At 61.4% G+C, this 22,554-nt stretch carries 26 protein-coding genes; 8 read left to right on the top strand and 18 right to left on the bottom strand.

Annotated elements, in window-relative coordinates; all coding sequences use genetic code 11:
- Positions 1 to 12 precede the first annotated feature (12 nt).
- The 9 genes from IYX23_RS05035 to merT all read right to left on the bottom strand — a co-directional run bounded on the left by IYX23_RS05035 (position 13) and on the right by merT (position 5,906).
- On the bottom strand, positions 13 to 678 hold the full coding sequence (locus IYX23_RS05035; RefSeq protein ID WP_154453958.1) for an isoprenylcysteine carboxylmethyltransferase family protein: 666 nt from the start codon (positions 676 to 678) through the stop codon (positions 13 to 15).
- Positions 679 to 680: 2 nt separating this feature from the next.
- Positions 681 to 965 (bottom strand): DUF2933 domain-containing protein, encoded by a 285-nt coding sequence (locus IYX23_RS05030; protein WP_154453957.1) that lies wholly within the window; start codon positions 963 to 965, stop codon positions 681 to 683.
- Between the two features lie 154 nt (positions 966 to 1,119).
- Complete coding sequence (locus IYX23_RS05025; protein ID WP_196392131.1) at positions 1,120 to 1,458, bottom strand: copper-binding protein; 339 nt, start codon at positions 1,456 to 1,458, stop codon at positions 1,120 to 1,122.
- 452 nt (positions 1,459 to 1,910) lie between these two features.
- On the bottom strand, positions 1,911 to 2,246 hold the full coding sequence (locus tag IYX23_RS05020; protein WP_154453956.1) for a hypothetical protein: 336 nt from the start codon (positions 2,244 to 2,246) through the stop codon (positions 1,911 to 1,913).
- A gap of 139 nt (positions 2,247 to 2,385) precedes the next feature.
- Positions 2,386 to 2,904, bottom strand: coding sequence for a ubiquinol-cytochrome c reductase iron-sulfur subunit (gene petA / locus IYX23_RS05015; RefSeq protein ID WP_154453955.1), 519 nt, complete (start codon positions 2,902 to 2,904; stop codon positions 2,386 to 2,388).
- Positions 2,905 to 3,053: 149 nt separating this feature from the next.
- Positions 3,054 to 3,374, bottom strand: a complete 321-nt coding sequence (locus tag IYX23_RS05010) for a hypothetical protein (protein WP_154453954.1) — start codon at positions 3,372 to 3,374, stop codon at positions 3,054 to 3,056.
- A gap of 3 nt (positions 3,375 to 3,377) precedes the next feature.
- On the bottom strand, positions 3,378 to 5,054 hold the full coding sequence (gene merA / locus IYX23_RS05005) for a mercury(II) reductase (protein ID WP_275548827.1): 1,677 nt from the start codon (positions 5,052 to 5,054) through the stop codon (positions 3,378 to 3,380).
- 165 nt (positions 5,055 to 5,219) lie between these two features.
- Entirely contained in the window at positions 5,220 to 5,498 is a 279-nt protein-coding gene (gene merP, locus IYX23_RS05000) for a mercury resistance system periplasmic binding protein MerP (RefSeq protein WP_154453953.1), read from the bottom strand.
- A 15-nt stretch (positions 5,499 to 5,513) separates the two neighbouring features.
- On the bottom strand, positions 5,514 to 5,906 hold the full coding sequence (merT, locus tag IYX23_RS04995) for a mercuric ion transporter MerT (protein WP_210330513.1): 393 nt from the start codon (positions 5,904 to 5,906) through the stop codon (positions 5,514 to 5,516).
- Between the two features lie 303 nt (positions 5,907 to 6,209).
- Between merT and IYX23_RS04990 the strand changes: the two genes are divergently transcribed.
- Together IYX23_RS04990 and IYX23_RS19910 are read left to right on the top strand one after the other, a co-directional pair.
- Positions 6,210 to 6,689 (top strand): helix-turn-helix domain-containing protein, encoded by a 480-nt coding sequence (locus IYX23_RS04990; RefSeq protein WP_154453951.1) that lies wholly within the window; start codon positions 6,210 to 6,212, stop codon positions 6,687 to 6,689.
- A gap of 318 nt (positions 6,690 to 7,007) precedes the next feature.
- The gene (locus IYX23_RS19910; RefSeq protein WP_281431771.1) at positions 7,008 to 7,457 is read left to right on the top strand and encodes a M28 family peptidase; all 450 of its coding nucleotides are present in this window, start codon (positions 7,008 to 7,010) and stop codon (positions 7,455 to 7,457) included.
- A 478-nt stretch (positions 7,458 to 7,935) separates the two neighbouring features.
- Here the strand turns inward: IYX23_RS19910 and amrS are convergent, their stop codons facing one another.
- On the bottom strand, positions 7,936 to 8,919 hold the full coding sequence (gene amrS / locus IYX23_RS04980; protein WP_210330500.1) for an AmmeMemoRadiSam system radical SAM enzyme: 984 nt from the start codon (positions 8,917 to 8,919) through the stop codon (positions 7,936 to 7,938).
- A 34-nt stretch (positions 8,920 to 8,953) separates the two neighbouring features.
- Between amrS and IYX23_RS04975 the strand changes: the two genes are divergently transcribed.
- The 6 genes from IYX23_RS04975 to IYX23_RS04950 all read left to right on the top strand — a co-directional run bounded on the left by IYX23_RS04975 (position 8,954) and on the right by IYX23_RS04950 (position 15,291).
- Entirely contained in the window at positions 8,954 to 9,904 is a 951-nt protein-coding gene (locus IYX23_RS04975; RefSeq protein WP_210330498.1) for a radical SAM protein, read from the top strand.
- Positions 9,905 to 10,614: 710 nt separating this feature from the next.
- Positions 10,615 to 11,001 carry a single-stranded DNA-binding protein gene (locus IYX23_RS04970; RefSeq protein WP_246695817.1) on the top strand — a complete coding sequence of 129 codons (387 nt, stop codon included), beginning with the start codon at positions 10,615 to 10,617 and terminating at the stop codon, positions 10,999 to 11,001.
- A 610-nt stretch (positions 11,002 to 11,611) separates the two neighbouring features.
- Positions 11,612 to 12,391, top strand: a complete 780-nt coding sequence (locus tag IYX23_RS04965) for a ParA family protein (RefSeq protein WP_246695816.1) — start codon at positions 11,612 to 11,614, stop codon at positions 12,389 to 12,391.
- Positions 12,388 to 13,377 carry a ParB/RepB/Spo0J family partition protein gene (locus IYX23_RS04960; protein WP_154453948.1) on the top strand — a complete coding sequence of 330 codons (990 nt, stop codon included), beginning with the start codon at positions 12,388 to 12,390 and terminating at the stop codon, positions 13,375 to 13,377. The genes IYX23_RS04965 and IYX23_RS04960 overlap by 4 nt, the downstream gene beginning before the upstream one ends.
- Positions 13,378 to 13,729: 352 nt before the next feature.
- Positions 13,730 to 14,248 carry a plasmid mobilization relaxosome protein MobC gene (gene mobC / locus IYX23_RS04955; RefSeq protein WP_154453947.1) on the top strand — a complete coding sequence of 173 codons (519 nt, stop codon included), beginning with the start codon at positions 13,730 to 13,732 and terminating at the stop codon, positions 14,246 to 14,248.
- Entirely contained in the window at positions 14,248 to 15,291 is a 1,044-nt protein-coding gene (locus IYX23_RS04950) for a relaxase/mobilization nuclease domain-containing protein (RefSeq protein ID WP_154453946.1), read from the top strand. Before mobC ends, IYX23_RS04950 begins: the two co-directional genes overlap by 1 nt.
- Here the strand turns inward: IYX23_RS04950 and IYX23_RS04945 are convergent.
- From IYX23_RS04945 to virB10, 8 genes are all read right to left on the bottom strand, one after another.
- Positions 15,198 to 15,605: a rhodanese-like domain-containing protein gene (locus tag IYX23_RS04945; RefSeq protein WP_246716490.1), complete on the bottom strand. Its 408-nt coding sequence runs from the start codon at positions 15,603 to 15,605 to the stop codon at positions 15,198 to 15,200. The genes IYX23_RS04950 and IYX23_RS04945 overlap by 94 nt on opposite strands.
- Entirely contained in the window at positions 15,515 to 15,712 is a 198-nt protein-coding gene (locus tag IYX23_RS20145; RefSeq protein WP_246716499.1) for a hypothetical protein, read from the bottom strand. The genes IYX23_RS04945 and IYX23_RS20145 overlap by 91 nt, the downstream gene beginning before the upstream one ends.
- A 136-nt stretch (positions 15,713 to 15,848) precedes the next feature.
- Positions 15,849 to 16,697 (bottom strand): P-loop NTPase, encoded by an 849-nt coding sequence (locus IYX23_RS04940; RefSeq protein WP_154453945.1) that lies wholly within the window; start codon positions 16,695 to 16,697, stop codon positions 15,849 to 15,851.
- A gap of 64 nt (positions 16,698 to 16,761) precedes the next feature.
- Positions 16,762 to 17,259: a hypothetical protein gene (locus IYX23_RS04935; protein WP_196392130.1), complete on the bottom strand. Its 498-nt coding sequence runs from the start codon at positions 17,257 to 17,259 to the stop codon at positions 16,762 to 16,764.
- A 185-nt stretch (positions 17,260 to 17,444) separates the two neighbouring features.
- Positions 17,445 to 18,260 (bottom strand): LPD7 domain-containing protein, encoded by an 816-nt coding sequence (locus tag IYX23_RS04930; RefSeq protein WP_154453943.1) that lies wholly within the window; start codon positions 18,258 to 18,260, stop codon positions 17,445 to 17,447.
- Positions 18,253 to 20,328: a type IV secretory system conjugative DNA transfer family protein gene (locus IYX23_RS04925; RefSeq protein WP_154453942.1), complete on the bottom strand. Its 2,076-nt coding sequence runs from the start codon at positions 20,326 to 20,328 to the stop codon at positions 18,253 to 18,255. Before IYX23_RS04925 ends, IYX23_RS04930 begins: the two co-directional genes overlap by 8 nt.
- Positions 20,318 to 21,391 carry a P-type DNA transfer ATPase VirB11 gene (gene virB11, locus IYX23_RS04920; RefSeq protein ID WP_154453941.1) on the bottom strand — a complete coding sequence of 358 codons (1,074 nt, stop codon included), beginning with the start codon at positions 21,389 to 21,391 and terminating at the stop codon, positions 20,318 to 20,320. The genes IYX23_RS04925 and virB11 overlap by 11 nt, the downstream gene beginning before the upstream one ends.
- The gene (gene virB10 / locus IYX23_RS04915; RefSeq protein ID WP_154453940.1) at positions 21,388 to 22,545 is read right to left on the bottom strand and encodes a type IV secretion system protein VirB10; all 1,158 of its coding nucleotides are present in this window, start codon (positions 22,543 to 22,545) and stop codon (positions 21,388 to 21,390) included. Before virB10 ends, virB11 begins: the two co-directional genes overlap by 4 nt.
- Positions 22,546 to 22,554 lie beyond the last annotated feature (9 nt).

Raw genomic sequence — 22,554 nt, 5'->3', positions numbered from 1 at the left:
CGTCGGGTTCAGTCAAGGGAGGCGTCTGCGTTGAGGGGATCGCGTTCCCGACAATTTTGGAATGAACGCCGGCACGCGTTCCACGTAGACGCGGTAGGGGTCTCCGTAACGTTCGAGTGAATCTTGCTCCTCGCGGCGCGCCAGCCGCGCGTAAACGAACGTCATGATCGGGAACATGACGAGGGTCGGGATTGTTGGCCATTGCAACAGGAAGCCAAACATAATGGCGACGAACCCGACATATTGCGGGTGACGGATATGGGCATAAGGTCCGGTCGTCGCCACGACGCCGCGTTTTTGCGCGTCATAGAGTCGCCTCCACGATTGGGCGAGAAGGATGAACCCGCCGGCGATCGCTACCAGGCTGAAAATATGGAGAAGGCTAAAATGCGGGTCGCCTTTCAGTCCAAAGATGGTGGACCATAGATGGCCGGCCTCGTGGGAATACAAGTCTAGGTTCGGGTAACGCGTTGCGAGCCATCCCGATAGGAAATAGATCGTCAACGGAAAGCCATACATTTCCGCGAAGAGCGCCAGGATAAAAGCCGAATAGGGCCCAAGCGATCGCCAGTTCTTTTTCCATCCGCCGACGCTGAAGCTCGCGGCGAAGAAGATGAAGAATATTGTGTTGATGATGACGAGCGACCAAAGGCCGTAAGCAGGAGTGTCGTGGCTCATGGCTAATTTTCTTCCGTTTCGTTTCGTGAGGACCGGTCGCCGCCGTTCGCTGGGTCACGCTCGCGAGGATGATGGCCGCCATGCCCGGAATGGCCTCCGTGCATGAACATGTGCATCAGCGGACAAGCGAGAAGGAGCGCATAAGGCAGAAAGCCGAAGAGATGCGCTGTATGCTCCGTGACGAGATAGAACCCGCCGATCGCGAGAAAAGCGATCAGCGCCCACCCAGCTAGCGTCTTCAGAAATGGCCGGCTATCAGCGACGTAATGCTCATGGTCATGCGACATGCTTTATTCTCCTGATTTGGACCGCGCCTGCCATTTCAGACGATCTTGGCAGCGATCACTGGAATGAACGAACAGGCGTTGGGGCCTTCGGCGTGGAGCCGGCCACAATCGTCGATGACAATCACAGCCGGTTCATTAAGCCCGAATCGCACCGCTACATACGGAAGTTGACGACTCTCACCACCCCACCGCCATGCTCGCACTGGATATCGACCTCATCGCCTTCGTGGAGCGTGGCGAGACGGGCGGTGTCGGCGACCGCGAAGTTTATCGTCATCGCCGGCATGCGGATTTGCGGGATGGCCCCATGCGAAACCGTGATGCGACTCGCGGGGAGGTTGATTTTCCGAACGACGACATGCACCCAAGGAGCTTCCTGGGGGTCGGCCTGGGTCGGTCGCAGCTGTTCGATGCGTTTATACCAGTCGACGCATGAGGACGGTGGGCGCCAATGACGGATGCCGCGTGTGGCCTCCGTCGGGCTAAGCGTCACGAAACAGCCACCGTGATTTTGCGCCTGCGACGGAGCAAGGCCGTATAGAGACGTCGACGTCAGGACGGCGCCCACGAGAGCCAGAGATTTTAATCTTTTCCTCATTAGGGTAACTCCTCTTGCGCGACCAAAAATGTGGGATGACGGCCTCGTCGCATCCCTCTTCCACAGTTGTCGTCAACATTTATTGATATAAGCCTGAGTATTAAACGCCTCAAGTCGGGCAACAATAATAATTACCAAATAAGGTGTTACGTATAAACTAACAAATAAGCTTGTTCTCCTAGTGCTGATTATTGCTTAGGAGGCGGCGCTTGCAATATTTGTGATATTTCGTTGTGGGTTGCCCGCAGCTTGAATCGGCGGCGACGCTCTCATCAGCGAGAGATGCGCTATCGAACGGCGCGTCTCGATTGCTCGACGTGGCGCAGCTAAAGCCGAATGCCGCGGATTCAGACGATTGGAGGGCGAAGGTCTGGTGGGCCGGAAAGCCCGCGGCGCTCAAGGTCGTCGCGCGGCGGGAACATCGATATGAGCTGTATGACGACAGGAGAAATGAAGTTGCCTTGGGGAGGCTGAATAATGTGCGTCGGTATGCACGCGAGCGGCGGGCAACCGGGTATGGTCCCATGTTGATCGCTATCACCCATCATGCAATCGTCCATGACCATGTCCACCGTCATGTCATCACATTTGTCGATGCGGTCCGCCAACGCCCTGCTTGTCCCGCTCGCCAACACGGCCAGCACGGCAAGAACGACAATCAAGGAGCGGAACCAACGCAGCATGGTTGCTTCTTTCGGATAGGCATAAACATAATCGGCGTTGTATTTCGAATCAAGCGACGCAATCTTTGCCCCAAGCGCGCATTGTGAAGCATTTGTTCGCGCATCTTGTCTGATGGTGAGGAACGATGAGACGCCCCTGTCAGCCGATCTTGACTCGGGTGGCGCTGATGAAAGCGTATTCGGGCACTTCGAGATTGGTTGGCGCGGGGCCGGCGCGAATTCGCCCGGATGTGTCGAAGACGGAGCCATGGCAGGGGCAGAGCCATCCGCCATATTCGCCCTCGTAACCGATAGGTATGCAGCCGAGATGCGTGCAGATGCCGACGACGATGAGCCATTCTGGCTTTTTTACGCGCGCGGAGTCGGGCTGGGGATCGCTAAGGTCCGAGAGCGGCGTATTTTGCGCCGCCTCGATCTCCTGCCTCGTGCGATGACGCACGAAGACCGGCCTGCCGCGCCATTTCACCGTGACGATTTGCCCCTCAGCAATGCCGGAGATATCGACCTCTACGGAAGACAACGCCAGCGTCGAGGCGTCGGGACTTATTTGCGCAATAAGCGGCCAGACGGCTCCGGCCATGCCCGCGGCGGCGGCTGCGCCTGTGGCGACGTAAAGTATGTCGCGGCGGTTTGGTTGAGCCTCTGCCGTCTCAGCCATCTCTGAGCCTGGAACTCCCTGGCGAGTTTGATGACGATCCCCCCAGCATATAGCGCGCCCGCCAAGTCTCGCGAGGGAGACCTTGGCCAAGCCGCTTGACCGATCAAAGCGGGTAGCATCAAGTCGTCGAACACTTGCGGCGGCGCTCATTACGCTGCCAGGCGAAATCTCGCGTCCAACCACCGCCATGGAGAGCAGCCGATCCTCACCCAGCGGCCGAGCAGAAGACTGGGCGCCGCCCCGAGTTCCGGGCAACCGGGATAGGCCATCGCCGCCGCGAGGATGTGGGTCGCGCCAAGCCAGCCTGCGATGACGGCCAGCGCGATCCAGCTGACGGCTGACCAGGGGAGAGCCAGAGCCAGCGACAGCAGGGCGACACCGACGATCAGCCTGGCTCGGCGCTGCCTCGCGTTCAGCGGACGCCAGTCGGCAGGATCGCCATTGCAACAGGGCGTCAAGCGCTCTTTCATCGCTTACCCCGCGCAACAGGACAGTTGCGTCACGTCCTTGCTAAAGGTCTGCGCGGCGAGCTTCAGGCCCTCGACCATTGTTAGGTAAGGGAAGAGCTGATTGGCGAGGTCGTGTACACTCATCCGTGCATGAATGGCGATCACCGCCGCCTGGATGAGTTCGCCCGCGTCCGGCGCCACGGCTTGCACGCCAATGAGCCGGCCCGAGCCTGCCTCGGCGACAAGCTTGATGAAGCCTCGCGTGTCGAAATTCGCTAAGGCGCGCGGCACATTGTCGAGCGTCAGTGTGCGGCTGTCGGTCTCGATGCCCTCATAGTGCGCTTCCGCCTCGCTGTAGCCTACGGTGGCGACCTGCGGATCGGTGAACACCACGGCCGGCACGGCGGTCAGATCAAGGGTGGCGTCGCCGCCGGTCATATTGATGGCCGCACGCGAGCCGGCCGCCGCCGCGACATAAACGAACTGCGGCTGGTTCGTGCAGTCGCCAGCGGCGTAGATGTGGGGCACGCCGGTGCGCATGTGCGTGTCGACGATGATTGCGCCCTGTGGGTCGACGGCGACCCCAGCGGCTTCCAATGCCAGCCCCCGCGTGTTGGGCGCACGGCCCGTGGCAATCAGCAGCTTGTCGGCACGCAGTTCGCCTTGCCCCGTGGTGAGCACGAATTCACCGTCCGCGAACGCCACGTTGCTCGCTTGCGTGTGCTCCAGCACTTCGACGCCCTCCGCCCGGAAAGCGGCCGTGACCGCCTCGCCGATCGCTGGGTCTTCGCGGAAGAACAGCGTGCTGCGCGCGAGGATCGTCACCTTGCCGCCAAGCCTCGCAAAAGCTTGCGCCAGTTCGACGGCTACCACCGACGAGCCGATCACCGCTAGGCGCGCAGGGATTGTGTCGCTCGCCAGCGCCTCGGTCGAGGTCCAGTAGGGCGTCTCTTTCAGTCCGGGAATGGGCGGAACAGCCGGGCTCGCGCCCGTGGCGATGAGGCAGCGGTCAAAACTGATTTCGCTTTCGCCGCCTTCGTTCAGCCGGACGATGAGGCTGCGGCCGTCTTTGAATCGGGCTTCGCCACGCAACACCGCGATGGCAGGCGTGCTTTCCAGGATATTCTCGTACTTGGCGTGGCGCATCTCCTCGACGCGCGCCTGTTGCTGGGCCAGCAGCCGTTCGCGCAGGATTGCGGGCTCCGCGGCGGCGATCCCTTCGTCGAATGGGCTGTGGCGGCGCAGATGCGCGATATGGGCGGCGCGGATCATGATCTTGGACGGCACGCAGCCGACATTGACGCAGGTGCCGCCGATTGTGCCGCGCTCGATCAGCGTGACGCGCGCGTCGCGTTCGACGGCTCTCAGCGCGGCCGCCATCGCAGCCCCGCCGCTGCCGATGACGGCCACGTGGAGCGGCGCGCCCCGTTGCTCTCTATTCTGGGTTCCGCCGGGCGTTTCCTCGCGCCGCTTTTCTGGGGGGCGGCCCGCATCGGCGCTTTTCTCGACCGCTACTTCATAGCCTGCCGCACGCACAGCGGCGGAAAGCGCCGCGGGGTCGAGCGCCCCGTCGCCGCTGACTCGCGCCGTCCCTTCGGCGTAGGACACCTTCGCCTCATGCACGCCGGGGGCTTTGAGCAAGACCTTTTCGATATGACTCGCGCAGCTGCCGCAGGTCATGCCGGTGATCTGCAAGACCACACTATTCCCTTCGCGCCTTCGATCGGACGAGGCGGGGGATTCCTCAGAACCGATTCGTTGCCCGAGGACATGGCGCAGGTGCGCGAGAAGCGGCATGGCGTGGCCCATCGCGGCGCCAAACGAATGTGCGAGCGCTGTCTTGATCGAAGGTGTTTCGTCCATGGCTCACTTCTTCAGTTCGGAAGGATAACCGGCCCCTTCGGTCGCCTTAGTGAGCGCTTCGACGTTTGTTTTCGCGTCGTCGTAGGTCACCACCGCTTCCTTCTTCTCGTAGCTCACTTCGGCTGATTGCACGCCCTCGACCTTGCTCAACGCCTTCTTGACCGTGATCGGGCAGGTGGCGCAGGTCATGTTAGCCACTGACAAAGTGACCGTCTTCGTTGCGGCAAAGGCCGACATGCTGAAAACGGCGGCCATAGCGATGACTGCGGCGAGCTTTTTCATGTTCGGGGTCCTCTTTCAGTAGAACAGCGGAAGCACATAGGGGAAGACGGTCGACGCCCCGATCAGCGCCGCGATGCCCCAGAAGATCATTTTGTAGGCCGACCTCACCCGCGGCGCGGCGCAGGCCTCTCCTGGTTTGCAGGCTGCGGCGGGGCGATAGATTCGACGCCAGGCGAAGAACAGCGCGACGAACGCCGCGCTAAGGAACAGCGGCCGAAATGGCTCGAACACTTTAAAATTGCCGAGCCAGGCGCCGCTGAATCCGAGGCTCACCAGCACCAGCGGCCCAAGGCAGCAGGCCGACGCCAGGATGGCGGCGACGCCGCCGGCGGCCAGCGCCTTGCGGCCGGACGCTCGATCTGCCGCCCGTTGGCCGGATGCTGATCGGTCGGATGCTGTCTCGGACATGATCTGTTCGGACATGGAGGTTTTCCTCGTTTCGTTCCGGAAGCCCCTTCGGGTTTGGCCCGCGCCAACCTCAGGCGCGAACCCAACGTATGAAAAGGAAAAACAGGGCGGCAATGCCTGCCGTCGCCGCGAGCCCCATCGGCGTCATCGCCATCTGGATGAGACCAAGACCTTCGCCGTCACACATTGCCGCTACCCCCATCGTGTTGCTTGCCAGCGCCGTTCGGCCGGAGTAATCAGACCCTAGGGCCTGTAGCCGCTACAGGGTCAAGAGGATTTTTAGGGAGCGCGAGGAGGCCCGACATGAAGCAAAAGGATGGGCTCTCGATTGGCGAATTGTCGAAGCAAAGCGGCGTCAACATCGAGACGATCCGCTATTACGAGAAGATCGGCGTCATGCCGGCGCCTGATCGCAGCGCAAGTGGCTACCGCGTTTACGGCGCCGACCACCTCAAGCGCTTGAGCTTCGTGCGACGCAGCCGGCAACTTGGGTTCAGTCTCGATGAAATTCGCGGCCTGCTTCGCCTCGTGGATGGACACGCTTACACCTGCGCGCAAGTTCGTGAGCTGACGCTGGATCACCTCACGGAGATTCAGCGTAAGATCGCCGACTTGAAGCGACTCAAAAGGGTGATGGAGGAAATGGCGGCGCAATGCAGCGGAGAACGAGCGCCCGAATGCGCGGTCATCGACGCTCTCTTCGATACGCGTCCGCCAGCCGTTGAACCCTCCGGGCGTCAACCGCCAATGCCGACGGCAACCTCAGTCATGAGGCGGCGGTAGCGTCGGTACATTTTTACTCGCTCCAACTCATGCGCGCCGGCTTACCGCCAACGCCAATAGCCAATCGCGCCTCAATGGCGTAATTGTCTCTTCTGCCGCAGGAGCTTACGGTGGTATCTCAAACTGCCAGCGAAGCGTCCCAAGCTTCTGGGGTCGATCAATGGAGACCAAAGCGCAAGCCTCGATGCAAAACCTCCGAGCGCACGTCGAACAGCTGGCAAGATCGGCGAGCGCAACATTTATCATCCCCGAGCGCTGCAGGCGGCGGCGTCATATATCGAGCGTCAATGGGAACAGCAGGGCTATGTTGTCGAGCGATTGGCGTACGAAGTTTCGGGAGTTCCCTGCCTCAATCTTGAGATAACGCGCAGCGGCGGCGCGCGGCAGCCAGAAATCCTTCTGATGGGCGCACACTACGACACGGTCATGGGCAGTCCCGGCGCCAACGACAACGCTAGCGGCGTTTCGGCTCTCCTCGAGATGTCGCGTCTATTCGCTAGCGTCGCGCCGGCGCTGACAGTCCGCTTTGTCGCTTTCGTCAATGAAGAAGCGCCATTCTTCACCAGCCACCAGCAGGGAAGCATGGTGTACGCCGCGGCGGCTCGCCGGCGAGGAGATTACATAAGACTCATGGCGTCGCTCGAGACCATCGGTTGGTACTGCAACGAGCCTGGCAGCCAAAACTACCCGCCGCTGTTCAGTCTGTTTTTTGCCCGGATCGGGCGGATTTCCTCGGCTTCGTTTCAAATTTTCGTTCAAGGACGGTAATGCATCGGCTTGCAAAGGCGTTTCGCGCGAACTCGGATTTTCCGTTAGAGACCGCGGCGACGTTTCAATCTGTCCCAGGCGTCTCTTGGAGCGACCACCGGTCGTTTTGGCGCCAAGGCTATCGCGCCATGATGGTTACAGATACGGCTTTCTATCGATATCGCCATTATCACATGCCCAGCGACACCCCGGACAAACTTGCCTCTAACGCGGGTTACTTCCGGCTTGTTTGCAGCTTTCACCGAACTGGCGCGTGAAGGCGTCGACTAACGGCGTTACGGCGGTCAATAGATTGTGACTTGCGACGTTCGTGAAGGAGCTTACGGGTTCGGGGCCGACGAACGCGACGGTGACCCTTCAACGCCAAACTCGATCGGCATCCGCCGCGCCCCCCATGAGCCATGGCTCTCTTCGAACAGGCCGGCGCATCGCGTCCCGCAACTGCGGCAACAGCCGTTGTCATCGAGCGCCCAGGAGGTTATCTCGTACCAATCGCGACCGATGACGCGGGTGCCGCAGACATGGCAATAGGTGCTCTGCCCGCCTCGTCGTGGACGTTGCCCGTGTAAATGTAACGCAACCCAGCGCTCTTCGCGATTTCTCGCGCACGAGTGAGCGTCGCGCGCGGCGTCGCCGGGACGTCATGCATCTTCCAGTCCGGATGAAACGCCGAGAAATGCAGTGGCACGTCGAGGCCGAGCCGGCTTGCGACCCATTCCGAGAGCGCGGCGATCTCGGAAGGAGCGTCATTGCAGCCGGGGATCAACAGCGTCGTTATCTCCAGCCAGACTTTGGTCTCGCGCTTGACGTATTCGAGCGTGTCGAGGACGGGCCCGAGTTCGGCGGAGCACAGCTGTCGATAAAAACCCTCGGTGAAGGCCTTTAGATCGATGTTGGCGGCGTCCATCGCCGAGAAGAACTCTTCGCGCGCCTTTTCTGAAATATAACCGGCGGTGACGGCCACATTCTTTATGTCTTGCGCGCGCGCCGCCCTCGCGACGTCGACCGCATATTCGAGGAAGATCACGGGATCGTTATAGGTGTAAGCGATCGCGCGCGAACCAGTCGCCCTCGCAGCGCGAACGATCGCCTCGGGCGAAGCTTCGGATTGCAGCCTGTCGAAGCTGCGGGCCTTCGAAATATCCCAGTTCTGGCAAAACTTGCAGGTGAGGTTGCAGCCGGCCGTGCCGAACGACAGCACGGGCGTTCCCGGCAGAAAATGGTTTAAGGGCTTTTTCTCGATCGGGTCGATGCAGAAGCCGGAGGAGCGGCCATAGGTGGCGAGCAGGATTTCATCGCCACGACGCGCGCGCACAAAGCACAGGCCACGCTGGCCATCGTGAAGCTTGCAATATCTGGGGCAGAGGTCGCATTGGATGCGGCCATCGGCGAGTCTTTCCCAATAACGGCCGGGAACGCCGACAATGGCCTCGCGCAATGGTGCGCTTTGTGTTTTGTTCATGGGCTCCAAATGGAAGCGTCGGGGTGGATTTTCAATGAACAGCGCGATGGCCGCCTTGTCCGTTGATGTCGGCGCCACCGCAGACTCGCAACGGCGCGGGTTGTTCGAACCAGCTTATCTTCGCCTGCTGCGCTCGGGCGAGCTGGCTGAACGCGCTCGCTCGGCCCGCCAACATCTGAAAAATTGCGATCTCTGCGCCCGCTATTGCCGGGTCGATCGGCGTCGTTCCATCCGCGGCGCCGTCTGCCGCACCGGCGAGCGGGCGGTCGTCTATTCGGCCACGCCGCATCATGGCGAAGAGGATTGCCTGCGCGGCCGGCGTGGTTCGGGCACGATCTTCTTTTCCTGGTGCAACCTGCGTTGCGTCTATTGCCAGAACTGGGAGATCGCCTGGCAGGGCGAAGGCGAGGAGACCAGCGACGAGCAGCTCGCCGAGACGATGCTGCGATTGCAGGCTCTCGGCTGCCACAACATCAATCTGGTGACGCCAAGCCATGTCGTCGCGCAAATCGTCGCTGCGGTGGACATCGCCGCACAGCGGGGCCTGCGTCTGCCGCTCGTTTACAACACGAGCGGCTATGACAGTCCCGAGGCGCTCACGCTGCTCGATGGCGTCGTCGACATCTACATGCCGGACATGAAATATGGCGATGAGATTTTGGCGCGCAAATACTCGCATGTCCGCGATTATGTGCACGTCAACAGGGAAGCGGTGCGCGAGATGCATCGGCAGGTCGGCGACCTCGTGGTCAACGCGGACGGGCTGGCCGAACGGGGACTTCTTGTGCGTCATCTCGTCTTGCCGAACGGAGCCTCCGGCGTGAAAACGGTGACGAGGTTCTTGGCCGAGGAAATTTCGCCCGACACCTACCTCAATCTCATGGGACAGTATCGCCCCTGTCATCGAGCCAGCGAGCATGCGGAGCTGGACCGCAAAATCGCTTGCGCCGAATTTTCAGAGGCGCTCGCGATCGCTAGGCGCTAAGGCCTCCATCGCCTCGATCCGGGTGCGTTGGGGCGCTGATGACGATGCCGATCGCTGACAGAGCATGAGCAGCGGGCGGCGCCGACGCGATCCAGCTCTCCCTAAACTCCTTGGGTTTTCCGCTTTTGCACCGACCGCCCCGTCATTGGTTTTGTTCGGGCGTCATCGCTTCGAGCGAGCGTCGGCTCCCGTCGACGAGGACGTCACATCGCCGTCTCGCTTCGACCCGCAGCATCGGCGTCGCTCCATCGTGATCGGGCGGGTCTGAACGCGCGACTTTATATGCGTTCCGCGTCGTCCAGATGATTTCGTGCCCTGAGAGGGGCTGTCGTTCTCTTCGCCGGACGGTCTCGGGACTGCCGCCTCCGCTGACATCGAAGCACTGGCTCGCCGAGCCTCACAAGGGCTTAGCGTTTCCGACGATCCGAATTTCCCGCGTCTTTGCGTATCGCTCTCCTTGTGAACGCCCGCTTCCGGTTGCATGGCGTTTCGTCCTATGGCCGCAGTCGCCGCCCAAAACCCAGCGGCCGCGACGATTTTCCCCTTGGCGCTGCGCGCCAATTCCGCGCGGAACAAAATCGCCGCGGCCTTCGGGTCCTCCGCTCTGCTCCGGCCTCGCGCCTTTTGGCGCTTCGGTTCTGGCGTCGCCTTCGCGGCCATCACGGACAGCCATCGCAACCGGGGCTGGCGCCCCAACGATGGAGAGCAAGATGAAAACCTTCGCGGAATTCCAGATCCTCGGCCGCATCGGCAAGGCTCGTGAAGTGGGGCAAACGACGCGCGTTTCGATCTGCGCCAACTACGGCTACAAAGACCGCAACGGCGAGACGAAAGACAAGCCGTATTGGAACGAAATCACGATCTGGAGCGAGAGCGCCCGCAAATATGTCCGCGACTATGCGAAGCCCGGCGATCTCGTGGTGGCGCGCGGCACGCTGAAGCAGGGAAGCTTCGAGAAGGACGGCGAGAAGGTCTACACCGTCGACCTCAACTGCGACGACTTCTCAATCCTTGCTTCTGCCAAGACGGACAAGTCCGACACGGACGACGCTGACACGGCGCCCGAGACGCAAAAGAAAGGCGCCAAGCGCAAGTGACGCGAAGATCGGGGCGGCCGACGCCGCCCCGATCGCTAACTTCAATCCAGCTCTGAAAACGGGCGAGCGGATAACTGGCCCGATTTTCCGGCGAAGATCGTTTCCGAGGGCGCGGGCTTAGGGCTTGGCATCACCGCGAGGACCTGCGCGTTCGTCCTTTTCCAGAGGCGGCTGCTCAGAAGTTTGTCAGGCAAACTTCCGGCGTCAGGGACTTTGGTCGCCGGGCGCGCGATAACTGCTCCTTCCGAGTTTCTCAGGCAAACCCGTTGGGATCGAAAGCCCTGGGCTCCCTTCTCGTTGCGGCGTTCGCAGGCAAATGTCGCAGACGCATTCGGTAACTCAATGGGCGCAATAGGTCACGCGCCCTGGCGCTCCGCGCGCCTCTGCTCCTCCTCTGAAGCATGTACGAAAGTTTGTCAGACAAACTTTCGAGCCAAGAGCTCCCCTTGCTCTGCGGCTCAGCGATCTGTTCCGTGGAATGGGCGATGGTCTTCCCGGAAGTTTGTCAGACAAACTTATTTCCACCCCTGAGAAATTTCCCAGTCGCGCAAGGGCCGTCAGATTTGTTTTCTCCGCTGCAACGATTCGCAACCGATTCGTCGAACCGGACGTGACCCAAGCCGAAGAGGGCTTCAGCTTCGTGAAAGTGCTCGTCGTGAACAACGAGAAGGGCGGCGTCGGAAAGAGCACGATCGCCGTTCACCTCGCCTGGTATTTTGCGGAGCATCGAAAGCACGTCCTCTTTATCGATCTCGACCCACAGAGCAACGGCACGACGACGCTCTCCGCTCAGATTCGCGAGCCCGAGGCCGCCGCGTTCTTCGTGCGGTCGGTCGCTGTTCCGCCGCTGTCGGCGCCCGGCATCCGCGTCGCGCCCGCCACTCCTGCCTTGCGCGGAATTCTCACGGTCGACGGAAAGATCATTCAGCAGTTTTGCTCGAATCTCAAGGACGTCTCGCAATCTTACGACGTCGCGGTGATCGACACGCCGCCGACTTTCGGCGTGCGCAATCTCGCCGCACTGATTGCTGGTCATTTCGTCCTGGCGCCGATCGACCTCGACGATTACGCCATCGACGGCATCGAGACGCTTCTCAAGCATATCGTCGGCGTCAGGCAGAAGTACAATCCTAACCTCAATTTTCTCGGCTTGATTCCGAACCGCCTGCAGACGACATCCCCGCGCCAGCGCGACAACCTGAAGAGCCTCATCCAGAAATTCGGAACGAAATATCTCTTCGACGGGGTGATCCCGCAGCGCTCGTCGATCGGTGAGGCTCTGGCGGAGAAGAAGCCGGTGTGGAGCCTGCCGAAAACAGCCGCCCGCGAGGCGGGGCGAGAAATGCGGATGGTCTTCGACAAACTCGCCGCCAAAATGGAGCTTGCATGAGCTACGCCCAAAAACTCGACGACGTTGCCTTGCTGCTCGACGAGCTCGAGGGCCTCGAACCCGCGGTCGGCTCTGGCGCGGCGCTCGAGATCGCTTTGAGCCAAATCGAGGAGGACCCAGGGCAGCCGCGTCGCAATTTCGACAAGGCCGCTCTCGAGGAGTTGGCCGCCTCGATCCGCGAACGCGGCCTTCTCCAACCGATCGGCGTCACCAAAAAGCAAGAAAGCGGCAAGCACCGCATCGTTTTTGGCGCGCGCCGATTCCGTGCGGCGAGTTTGGCCGGTCTGAGGACCATCAAAGCCATGATTCAGGCTGGGCAGCCGGATGATCCATATGACCAGATGGTCGAAAACATTCAGCGCGACGACCTTTCGGCCACGGAGATTGCCGCTTTCATCGAGGCGCGTCTCAGGGCGGGAGAAAAGCAAAAGGACATTGCGAGACGGCTCGCCAAGAGCAAGGGTTTCGTCGCCATGCACGCATCGATTGGCCAGATGCCGCAGGTGCTCCGAGATAAGCTTTCAGCGTCACCGCTTCGGGCGGTTTATGAACTCTATCAGCTGTGGAAGCGAGATGCGGCAAGAGTCGAGGAATTCTGCACGCAGCATGAATCCTTTACGCGCCCGCAAGCCGAAGCGTTCATCGAAGCAGCGTCTGCGAAGCCAAATCAAAACGATGATGCAGAGCCGGCAGAACATATTTTCCGCGGAGAACCACCCCTACCTCAGCCGACGAAGGATGAGACGAAACACGGCGCAGCAGGGCTGCCTGAGGGTGAGTTCGTTCCGGCGGCGCAGCGAAAATCTGCATCGGAGGTCATCATGCGTGTCCACCATGAGCAAAGAGGTGGTCGCTTAATCCTTGGGCGCGTTTCGAAAAGAGGCTCGCACTTCGGGATTGTCGTCTTCGATGACCACGGTGATGAAGCACAAGTGTTGCTCGCCGAACTCGCTCTCGTCGAGATTCGAATGCGCGAGCCGCTCTGATGGCGGTCGATCAGGCAACGAGCGGCAAAGCGGCTTTTCCATCCCGAAGGGACGAAGCGAAGCGGAGCGCCCGGAGGCCGAACGCGCTCTTCAAATAGCGCCGTAGTGAGGCCGGAGGGTGTGGAAAAGGCGCGGGGCAAGAAGGGAAAGGGCCCCGGAGATCGCTTCGATCTTCATGCCGCCCACGAACGATTTGCGTTAGTCAAAGCTCGCTACCCCCCAAAGCGACCAATCGGAATCGAGTACCGAGAATCGAAAATGGAGCGCATCGTGTTTTTCGAAGGCGAGTGCAGGATAGGCTTGCCGCCAGCCGTTTTTAAACACTCGCCCTTTGAAGGGACAAAGCAAACGCATGGCGTTTCTGGGATTTCATATCGACGATGCGCTCGCTGAAAAATTCGCGGCGATGGCGGCGACCGAAGGCGGCAAATCCGCTTTGATGCGGCGTCTCGTCGAGCGAGCGGTCGGCGACGGAAGAGCGCAGGCGCGTGCGATGATGCCGACAAGCGCCTCGCGCAAGGTGACGATCAGACTGAGCGAAAGCGAGCTGCATCTTCTAGCGACCATCGCCGCGCAGCGCGGCATGAACCGCACGCAATGGATCGCGTCTTTAGTGCGAGCGCGGCTCGGTTTTCCGGTGCAGCAGACGCATGATGAACGCCAGGCGCTACGAGCCGTGGCGCGCGAACTGAACCGCATTGGCGGCAACATCAACCAGATCGCTCATGCCGCCAATCTGAACCGGCTAATTGGGCAATCGGTGAGGATCGAGGCCGAAGCGATCCGAGAGGCCTCGGCGCGGATCGAGAGCGCTCTCGACGAACTACGCGCCGCGCTCAAGCGAAATGCCGATTATTGGCAGGGCCGTTGATGAGCAGCGAGGGCGACCGCGACCTCGAACTACCGCCGATCTCCTATGTCTGGAGAACGCCGGTCCGAAGACCGAAGCGTGCGAAATGGGAAATACCGGATCCAACCGACTCCCGGAAACTCACGCCCGTCATGCGGGCCAAATTGCAGCGCATCGTCGCCAAGGCGCCGGAGGTGATGGTCAAGATCACCGGCAAGACCAAGACCGTCGCTCATCTGAAATCCCATCTCGAATATATCACCCGCAACGGCGAACTGACGGCCGAAACGGAAACCGCCGCGGTGATGCATGGGCGGCAAGGTTTGCACGACATCCAAGAGCGGTGGGCAGACGATGCCGAACTAGATGGCAGTCGGCGTCGGGACGGGCCGTTGTCTCACAACATCATTTTATCGATGCCGCCCGGAACCGACCCGGTCGCCGTGAAAGACGCCGTCCGCGCCTTTGCGATCGAGACCTTCGGCGGAGAGCATGATTATGTCTTTGTGCAGCATCTCGACGATGAGCACCCACATGTCCACCTTACTGTGCGCTCGCTCGGCTACGACGGGAGGCGCCTCAATCCTCGCAAGGCCGACCTCGCGACATGGCGCGAGCAGTTCGCCGGCGAATTGCGATTGCGCGGCGTCGAGGCTGAAGCGACGCCGCGCCGGACACGGGGCAAAGTCAGAAAAGCCGAGCGCGGCGTCGTTCGCGTGATCAGGGAACGCGGCGACATGCCGCGCGTGGAGCGGCTCTCCCGCGAGGAGATCGTGAAGGAATCGCGGGGAGGAAAACGTTCGACGCGCCCTTGGGAGGCAAAGACGCGGGAAAGGCAGGCGATGATCAGAAAGGGCTATCTCCAACAAGCCGAGGAATTGCAAGTTTCTCATAGCGCAGCCGACCGCGATCTCGCTGCCCAAGTGTTACAGTTCGTGGCGGACATGCCCGAGCTCGAAACGAAACGCGATTACCTTCTCAAAGAGTTCGCCAAGGCGATTGGCAAGGGCGGGCAGCCGTTGCCTCGAGAAGACAAGGAAAGGAAAAAGGGACCAGTTAGGTGACGCGGGCGAATGGCCGGGTCATTCATTGCACACGGCGATTGGCATTTTGGCGGAACGCCACTCTGGAAAACCATCTCCAGCCGGCGCGATTTGAAGCCGCGCGCGCGCAGGACGGCGACGGCCTCGTAGGAGAGGACGCAGAATGCGCCGCGGCAGTAGGCGACGATCTCTTGCGAAGGATCGAGTTGGGAGAGCCGCGCTTCGAGCGCGCGGAGCGGGACGTTCAGAGCGCCGGGCAAATGTCCCAAAGCGAATTCATCTTCGGGCCGAGCGTCGAGAACGATGACTGTTCCCGCGCGCAGCCACTTCGCCAATTCCTCGCGGAGATGGGCTCCAGGCCGTCGCGGTCGCCGAAATAGCTGCGCACGATCCGCTCGACCTCGGCCACGTTGCGCTCGGCGATCCTGCGCAAAGCGGCCAAGAGATGGCGCGCGAGATGGCGAATTGCGCGCGATCGAACTAAAGCCATGCGCCCGGCTGTTGGAGTTTTAGCGACGGGTCGCCGACACGCCACGATGGCAGGCTGGGATCGAAGCGCGGCCCCGAGTTACGTCGACTCAGAGGCCGAGGAAAGGAAACGCAGGCGTCAGCGCCGCGGCGAAGTCGCGCAGGAATTTCGCGACGTGCGCCCTTTCCGTGATCGTCAGCAGACCGGCCTTGTCGGCGCGCGTGAAGGGGATGTTCTCAGCGTCGAGTTTGGCGAACGTGCCGGCCGGCAGAGCGGGAAACCCGATTTCGGCGCCGCCCATGGCGAGCAATTTTTCGCGCGTCTTGCCGCCTTTCGCTACGCCCTTTGCGTCGGTGAAGCCATACCAGAAGGGGAAGTCGCTTGGCGGTTTGCCGTGTTTGAGGTTGATCACAGCGACGTGATCGGCTCTGTCGCCGATCAAGCTCAACCAGCGAGCGACGGACTGAGCGGCGCCGACGTCCGGCGAAATAACGTGAAATAGCGTCAGCCTGTAGCCATGAGCTTCGAACGCGTCCAGAAGGCCGTCGAGCCCTTCGCCGCCGTCGACGATCCGCGTGAGATCGGCCAAGAGCCCCCCAGCGAGATCGTGAACGTAGAGCTTTTCGCCCGACTCGATCGAGTCGAGCAGAATGTTGCGTTCATCATCCGCGCGACCATTGTAATAGCCGACGCCTTCGACCGGATTCTGCACGCGTTCGACGGCGCCGCTGGCGTCGCGGCTGCCGAGGACGCGCGCGGTCGCTCCGACGCTGCCGTCGGCGTCATAGGCTGCGACACGCTTGCCGCTGGTGCGGAGATGATCGACGAGCGTGCGCGTAAAGACGGATTTGCCGACGCCGCCTTTCTCATTGGCGACGAGGGCCACGCGCTTGACGGCGGCAGGCAAGGCCGCCGCGCGAGGACGAGGTTTGACGGCGGCGGCAGTAGCAGTAGCCATGTCCGAATGTCCTTTGCTGTCGGGGTTAATTGTCGCGATTTGGCGCGACGCTAAGTCTTGCTCGTTACACATCGTCATCGAAGCGATGCCCAAGAACGTCCTTCGCAGCTTGTCGAGCTTGCGCCGGAGGCTTCGTCGCCAATAGTGAAGGAGGCGTCGCCATTGTTCTCGCCGCATCGGCTGTCCTTGAGCCAGATTTACCTGTCGTCGTTTTCGATTTGGCGGCGACGGACGCAATTTTCTTTTTGCGTCGATTCGTGGGACGAGCGCGCGCCTCATTGATGTATTTGTTCAATGTGCCGGGCGCGATGACAAAGCCATTGCGATGCATGATTTCGGCGAGTTCCGCGCTGGTGTATCCTTTTGCGCGGAAAGCGAGCAGATCCGGCAGCAACTGCGCGACCGCGGCTTTGAGAGGGCTGCGCGAGCGTGCGCCTTTTTTCCGCGGCGCCGAGCGTAACGCCGATCGCAAGGCTGACATTTTATCGGAGGTCGCTAGGCTCGCTTCAACCGCGTTTTTGTCCACAGCGTCGCCGTCCTTCAACCTTTGCGCGATCGTCATGTGTTTTGCTCTATGTGCAGTTGAAGAGGGCGGGAAATACCAGCTCGGGGTGGCGCGACGATCACGAATCGAATCAAGATGGCGTGCGAGAAAAAATATCGCGCCATTTGCGACGAGATCGCGGCATGAATAATGAAATCTTCAAATATCGACGCTGCTCTCGCCGCGGCCTCCGTAGCGGGGCGTTATCGATTCCGATAGGCGCGCCCTGTGCGATCCGCATCTGTGGTTCTTGCAAAGGACTTCTTTGCCGACGCCCGCGACTGCTTGGTTTTTCCCTCGACGATTTCCACTCGATCGAAGCGAGCGCCACGATGGCGATGATGCGCCATGCGTTCGCGCGCCGCGTCGAGAATGCGCTTGCGCGCTTCGGCGTCTTTGGGGAAAGCTGCAAGCGCGATGCGCTCGATTAGAGCGAGATGGGAGCGGTCGTTGCGGTCGTTCGCTCCGCCATTCGAATTCCGCTCGGTTGACGGCGACCGCTGAGCCGGCCCTCCTGCGCTTCTCTGGTCGTGTCCGAAGGCATGCTGCTGGCGATTTTCAAATCGCCCTTGCATCTTGGCGAGCGCGGCGCGATCGAGCTCTGACGGATCATAGCCCTTTGTCTCGATCCCGTGTCGGGATGCAGCGAGCCAGGCCTCCCGCCGAAATTCTAACGAGCCTGTCAGCTCGACCCTTTCCCAGCCGCGATGCGCGGCGACGGCGACAAGGTCACGGACGATTTCGACGCTGGCGACGAGCGTCATCAGGCGGTCGCGGCCGGCCTTCGCGATGAGATATTCGCCGTCGCGATCGGCGTATATTTTTGCCTCCGCCGGATCGACCTCTACGACGTAATATTTGCGGCGCAAATGCGCGGGCAATAAATCGAATTCGACTGCGCCGCTCGATCCGGAAGCCGAGCGCCGATCGGTTGCGTGTTCCCGCCGATCGTCGTCGCTGTCTTGCGCCGCTCGCTTCAACTCGAAGGCGCGGCCGTCGTCTTTGTCGTTCTCAGCCACGGCTCAACTCCCGACTTCGCCGGCGCCGCTGGCCGCGTCCAGACGCGCCCTTGGCGCGCGCGTCTTCGCTCTCAACGGGCTGGGGCGCGCTCGAATTCTCGCTCGCCTCAGTGGCTTCCGAACTCGCATCATAGCGGGCGGCGCCGTCGATATAGCCCGCAACCCAATCGTTTAACGCCTCCTCTGAGACGTTCTCCAAGTCGAGCGGCACGTCGGCGAGACTTGAGAGCGCGTCGGCGGGGATCGACGCGGGATCGTCAATTTCCGCCTCGGTCAATGGGCGGCGAATGACGATGGCGCGCAATTCGGCGACGTTCTGTTGTAATTGGAGCACCTGCGAGGCGAGCGCTTCATTGGCAGGCGCCGGCATCGGTTCAATGATCGGCGGCGGGAGCAGCCGGGACGTAAAGCGGCGGTCCTCATGATAGACGAGCTTGTCGGCGAGGATCGGCGGAACGCCGGCCATCAACACGAAGGCCTTGGCTTTAGGCGTGAGCTTCAATTCCTGCGGCAGGAGCAGGGGGCGCCGGTGATCCGAGATCGTCTCGGAACAAGAGCGATTGGAAAAGCCCCAAGGCCGCGATCGGCTCTTCGCCTCTACCGTCTGCGTTCCGAAGCGCTCCGAGAGCTCGACGGCGACGTCGTGCTCCTTTGGCGTAAACACGATCTCGACGGCATGATTGGTCAGAAAATTTCTGGCTTCGTCCGCGCCATAGATTGCCCGCAATTGCGAGGGGCTTTGCAGGACGGTCAGGAGCCTGACGCCATAGCCGGCGACGAAGGCGACGCTCTTCGCGAGCACGCCGACATGGCCGAGAGAGGGGAATTCGTCGAGGAGTAGCAGAAGCTGGCGCGAATGCGCCGGATTGTGCTCGGGCAGTTCGCGGGCGTTGAGATCGACCACTTGTTGAAAGAAGAGATTGAGGAGCGGCGCCAGCCGGTCGAGATTGTCAGGCGTCACCGCGAGATAGATCGAGATCGCCTCGGAGCGCAGCTTGCTCAAATCGAAATCGCTCGCTGAGGTCGCCGCATCGATGCGCGGATTGAGCCAAAGCCCGAGGCGCGCGGTGACGGTCTTGCGGACAGATTGCAGCGTATTCTCTGAAGCCGCGAGAAAATCGTTGAGCGCGGCGACGCAAGAGGTGGAGAGCGGGTCTGGTCCTGCCTTTCGCGTGGTCAAAACGCTTTCGAAATGCGCTTTCACGTCGCTCGCGACTGTGAGCTGGCGCAGGATTTCGCCGATGGTAAAAGGCAGTTGCGGCGTCTCGGCGATGTAGCCGCCGATGGCGATGAAGGCCGAACGCGCCGCTTCCGTCCAGAAGGGATCGCCGCGGGGTTCGGGCGGGAACAGCATGCCGGCGATCCGCTGCAGATCGTCGTAGAGGTCGGCGGGATCGCGGCGCACGAAGGAGAGCGGGTTGTAGCGCGCAGTGCGGCCCTCGGGATCTACGGGATCGAAGAGATAGACATTCTGGCCGTGCGCCGCGCGAAAGCCCGCCGTCTTAATGAAATTCTCCTTCTTGACGTCGAGCACGACGACGCTGTCGCTCCAGGAGAGGAGATTGGGAATGACGACCCCGACGCCTTTGCCTGATCTCGTCGGCGCATAGACGATGACGTGCTCCGTTCCGCCGAAGGTCAGAAGCTTGCCATTCACCTGGGCGAGCAAGAGGCCGTTTTTTGCGCGTAGGCCCGCCGCTTTGATATCGTGCGGCGTGGCGAAGCGCGCGGCGCCATGGAGCGGCCTCGGCCTGGCGCGCAAGATCATGCCGAGCAGGGCGAATGTCGTGACAGCGCCAGCGATGAAGCCAATAGTCAGCCAGCGGTCGAGGCGTTTGTCGGCTCCGAACTGCGGCGCCAGGGTCAAAATATCAAAGAGATGCAGGCCGCCGTCATGGGCGCGCAGGCCGATCAACAGCACGTTTGACGCGACAAGGAGAAAGATCGCCGCCGCCAAGAGCGAAAGACCTATCGCGAGCGTCAGCCGCGGCCAGGATCGCTCCCATTCGGACCGCGCAATCTTGCCCAGAGCGGAGAGACCTCCGAGCGATCGCGAGTCAGAAGGCATTTCGGCGCTTGGCCTCGGGATCATAGTGGATTTCCGTGATGCGGTAGCGGCCATTGCTGCGGTTAATCTGCACCACGACGTCGACCGTGAGATGCAAGAGCCGCCTGATGTCCTCGCGCGCGAGTTTTCGCCCCTCGGCGCTCTCCTTGACGAGCAGAGTGAGCTGTTCGAAGGCGAGCCGTGCGCTGTCGGCATGGACGGTGGTGATCGAACCCGGATGGCCGGAGTTCACGTTGCGCAGATAGTAGAAGGCCGTGCCGTCGCGCAGCTCCTGCAGCAGGATGCGATCGGGGCGCATGCGCAAGGCCGATTCCAGCAATTCGCGCGGGCCGATCTTGGCGACGCCGGAGCCGTCCTTGGCGTAGAGCAGGCGGACGTGATTAGGCTGCGGAATAGTGAGCTCCGCGGTGTCCTCAATGGTGAGGATGCGCTCGTCATCAGAGATCAGAGCGACGAGGCCCTTGGCGAGCGTCGTCTTACCCGAACCTGTCGCCCCGGAAATCACGATATTGCGACGGCTGGCGACAGCGCGTTCGAGAAATTCGCGCCAGTGGCCTGAATCTCTGAGCCGCACAAGCGCCTCTTCGTCGTTCGAGAGTCCGCCGCTTGCCTGGCGAACATCGGCAAAAAGCGAGCGGCGTTCGAATTCCTCGAGGGTCATCGTTGCCGCGGCCACTTTGCGGATCGTGAGGCTCACCGTGTTTGCAGGGACAGCAGGCGGAATGACGATCTGGCAGCGCTCGCCCACCGGCAGAACGGTCGAGACGATTGGATGGTCGGTGGCGATATCCTGGCGAGTGAAGGCCGCGGCGGCGGTCGCGAGGTTCATCAAATGCGAAAAGGCAAGGCCCTTGCGCACATGGCGCGTCCAACCCTGCGGGCCTTCGGTGAAGACTTCGCCCGGCCGGTTGACGACGATCTCGGTCAATTCGGGGTCGGCGAGGAGATCGGCGATCGGCTCGAGCAATCGCAGCAGGACGCGGCGCTCGGCCGATGATTCGGCGCCATTCAATCGGTCCGTCGCAAGAAACTCGTCGAGAACGGCCGCTTCTTCGCCGCTCATGGCTTCGTGATCCGTTGCGGTCCTAGGACGCCGCCGGCAATCGCGCGGTCAAGAATTTGCGTGCGCCCTTCGATGATCCGCAGGCGATAGACAGAAGAGAAGTCAAGGTCGCGGGCGACGAAGACCGAAACGAGTTCGCCTTGATTCTTGTAGAGCGTTGGCGGGATATTGATCGATTGTTCGGTGGCGATCGCCGCGGCGCCTTGCCCCGAGTTTTGGATCGAATTCACTTGCACATTGGCCTGCGACAGCCGAGTGGCGGCGATTTGTCCGGCGTCGTTGACGATCGACAGCAAAAGAGCGCCGCCGAAGCGCTCGAAGAAATGATTGTCGATTTCGCCATCGAATCCGGAGCGCCCAAGCGCGTCGGTCGCCGGGCTCGAAAGCGCCACGATCACGCCGGTCGGCGTTTTTACCCTGGTCCACAGGACGAACATGCGCCTCGATCCGCGTCGCAGAGTGCTGCGATATTCGCCGACGATTTGCGTCCCTTTCTCCATCAGCACGACTTGGCCGGAGTCGGACATGACATCGCGTTCAACAACGCAGGAGACGAACCCGGCTACGTCCGACGACATAGCTGTCTCCAAGACGCAGGGGATGGCGGTTCCCTGCGTTACCATGAGATGACGATTGGGGAGGCGCGCCGCGCGCACGCCTTCGATCGCGGTTGGCCTGAGGTTGCTCGCGAGTTCGTTGCGAGCCTCAGAAGCGCCGTAGCCGTTCGCGTAAACGGAGCCCGTCGGCTCAGCGTCTACGTCTGGAAACGGGACCGTCGGCGCGCCGGATCTGGCTTGCGGCGGCCGATTGAAGGCCAGCACAGGCGCGCGCCGCGCGCTGTCCATGAGTTCATCCGCCTTGGATCGCTCGGCTGTTGCCGGGATCGCGACCGGAAGCGCGACCGGCTCCAGCCGGGCGATTGGCGGATCGCGCGGACGTTCGAACGCATTCGCCACGGAAATCGTCGGCTTCTGTCGTGCTTCTACTTCGGCTGGCGTGCGCTTCCAGCTCGCCCAAAGCACGAGGCCACACAGCGTGACAAGTCCGATGACGCCCAATCCTTTGCGCCATGGCAGCTGCGCGTCTCCAACGGAGGAGACCGGTGTGATGCGACGCTCCTGATCGAGTGGCCCGGGTGCCGGATCTTCATTCATTGTTTTCGC

Origin of the sequence: Methylocystis sp. L43, from assembly GCF_015709525.1 — a bacterium.
Taxonomy (GTDB): Bacteria; Pseudomonadota; Alphaproteobacteria; order Rhizobiales; family Beijerinckiaceae; genus Methylocystis.
The sequence above is the reverse complement of the archived record's forward strand: the minus strand, read 5'-3'. Positions and strand labels throughout refer to the sequence as shown.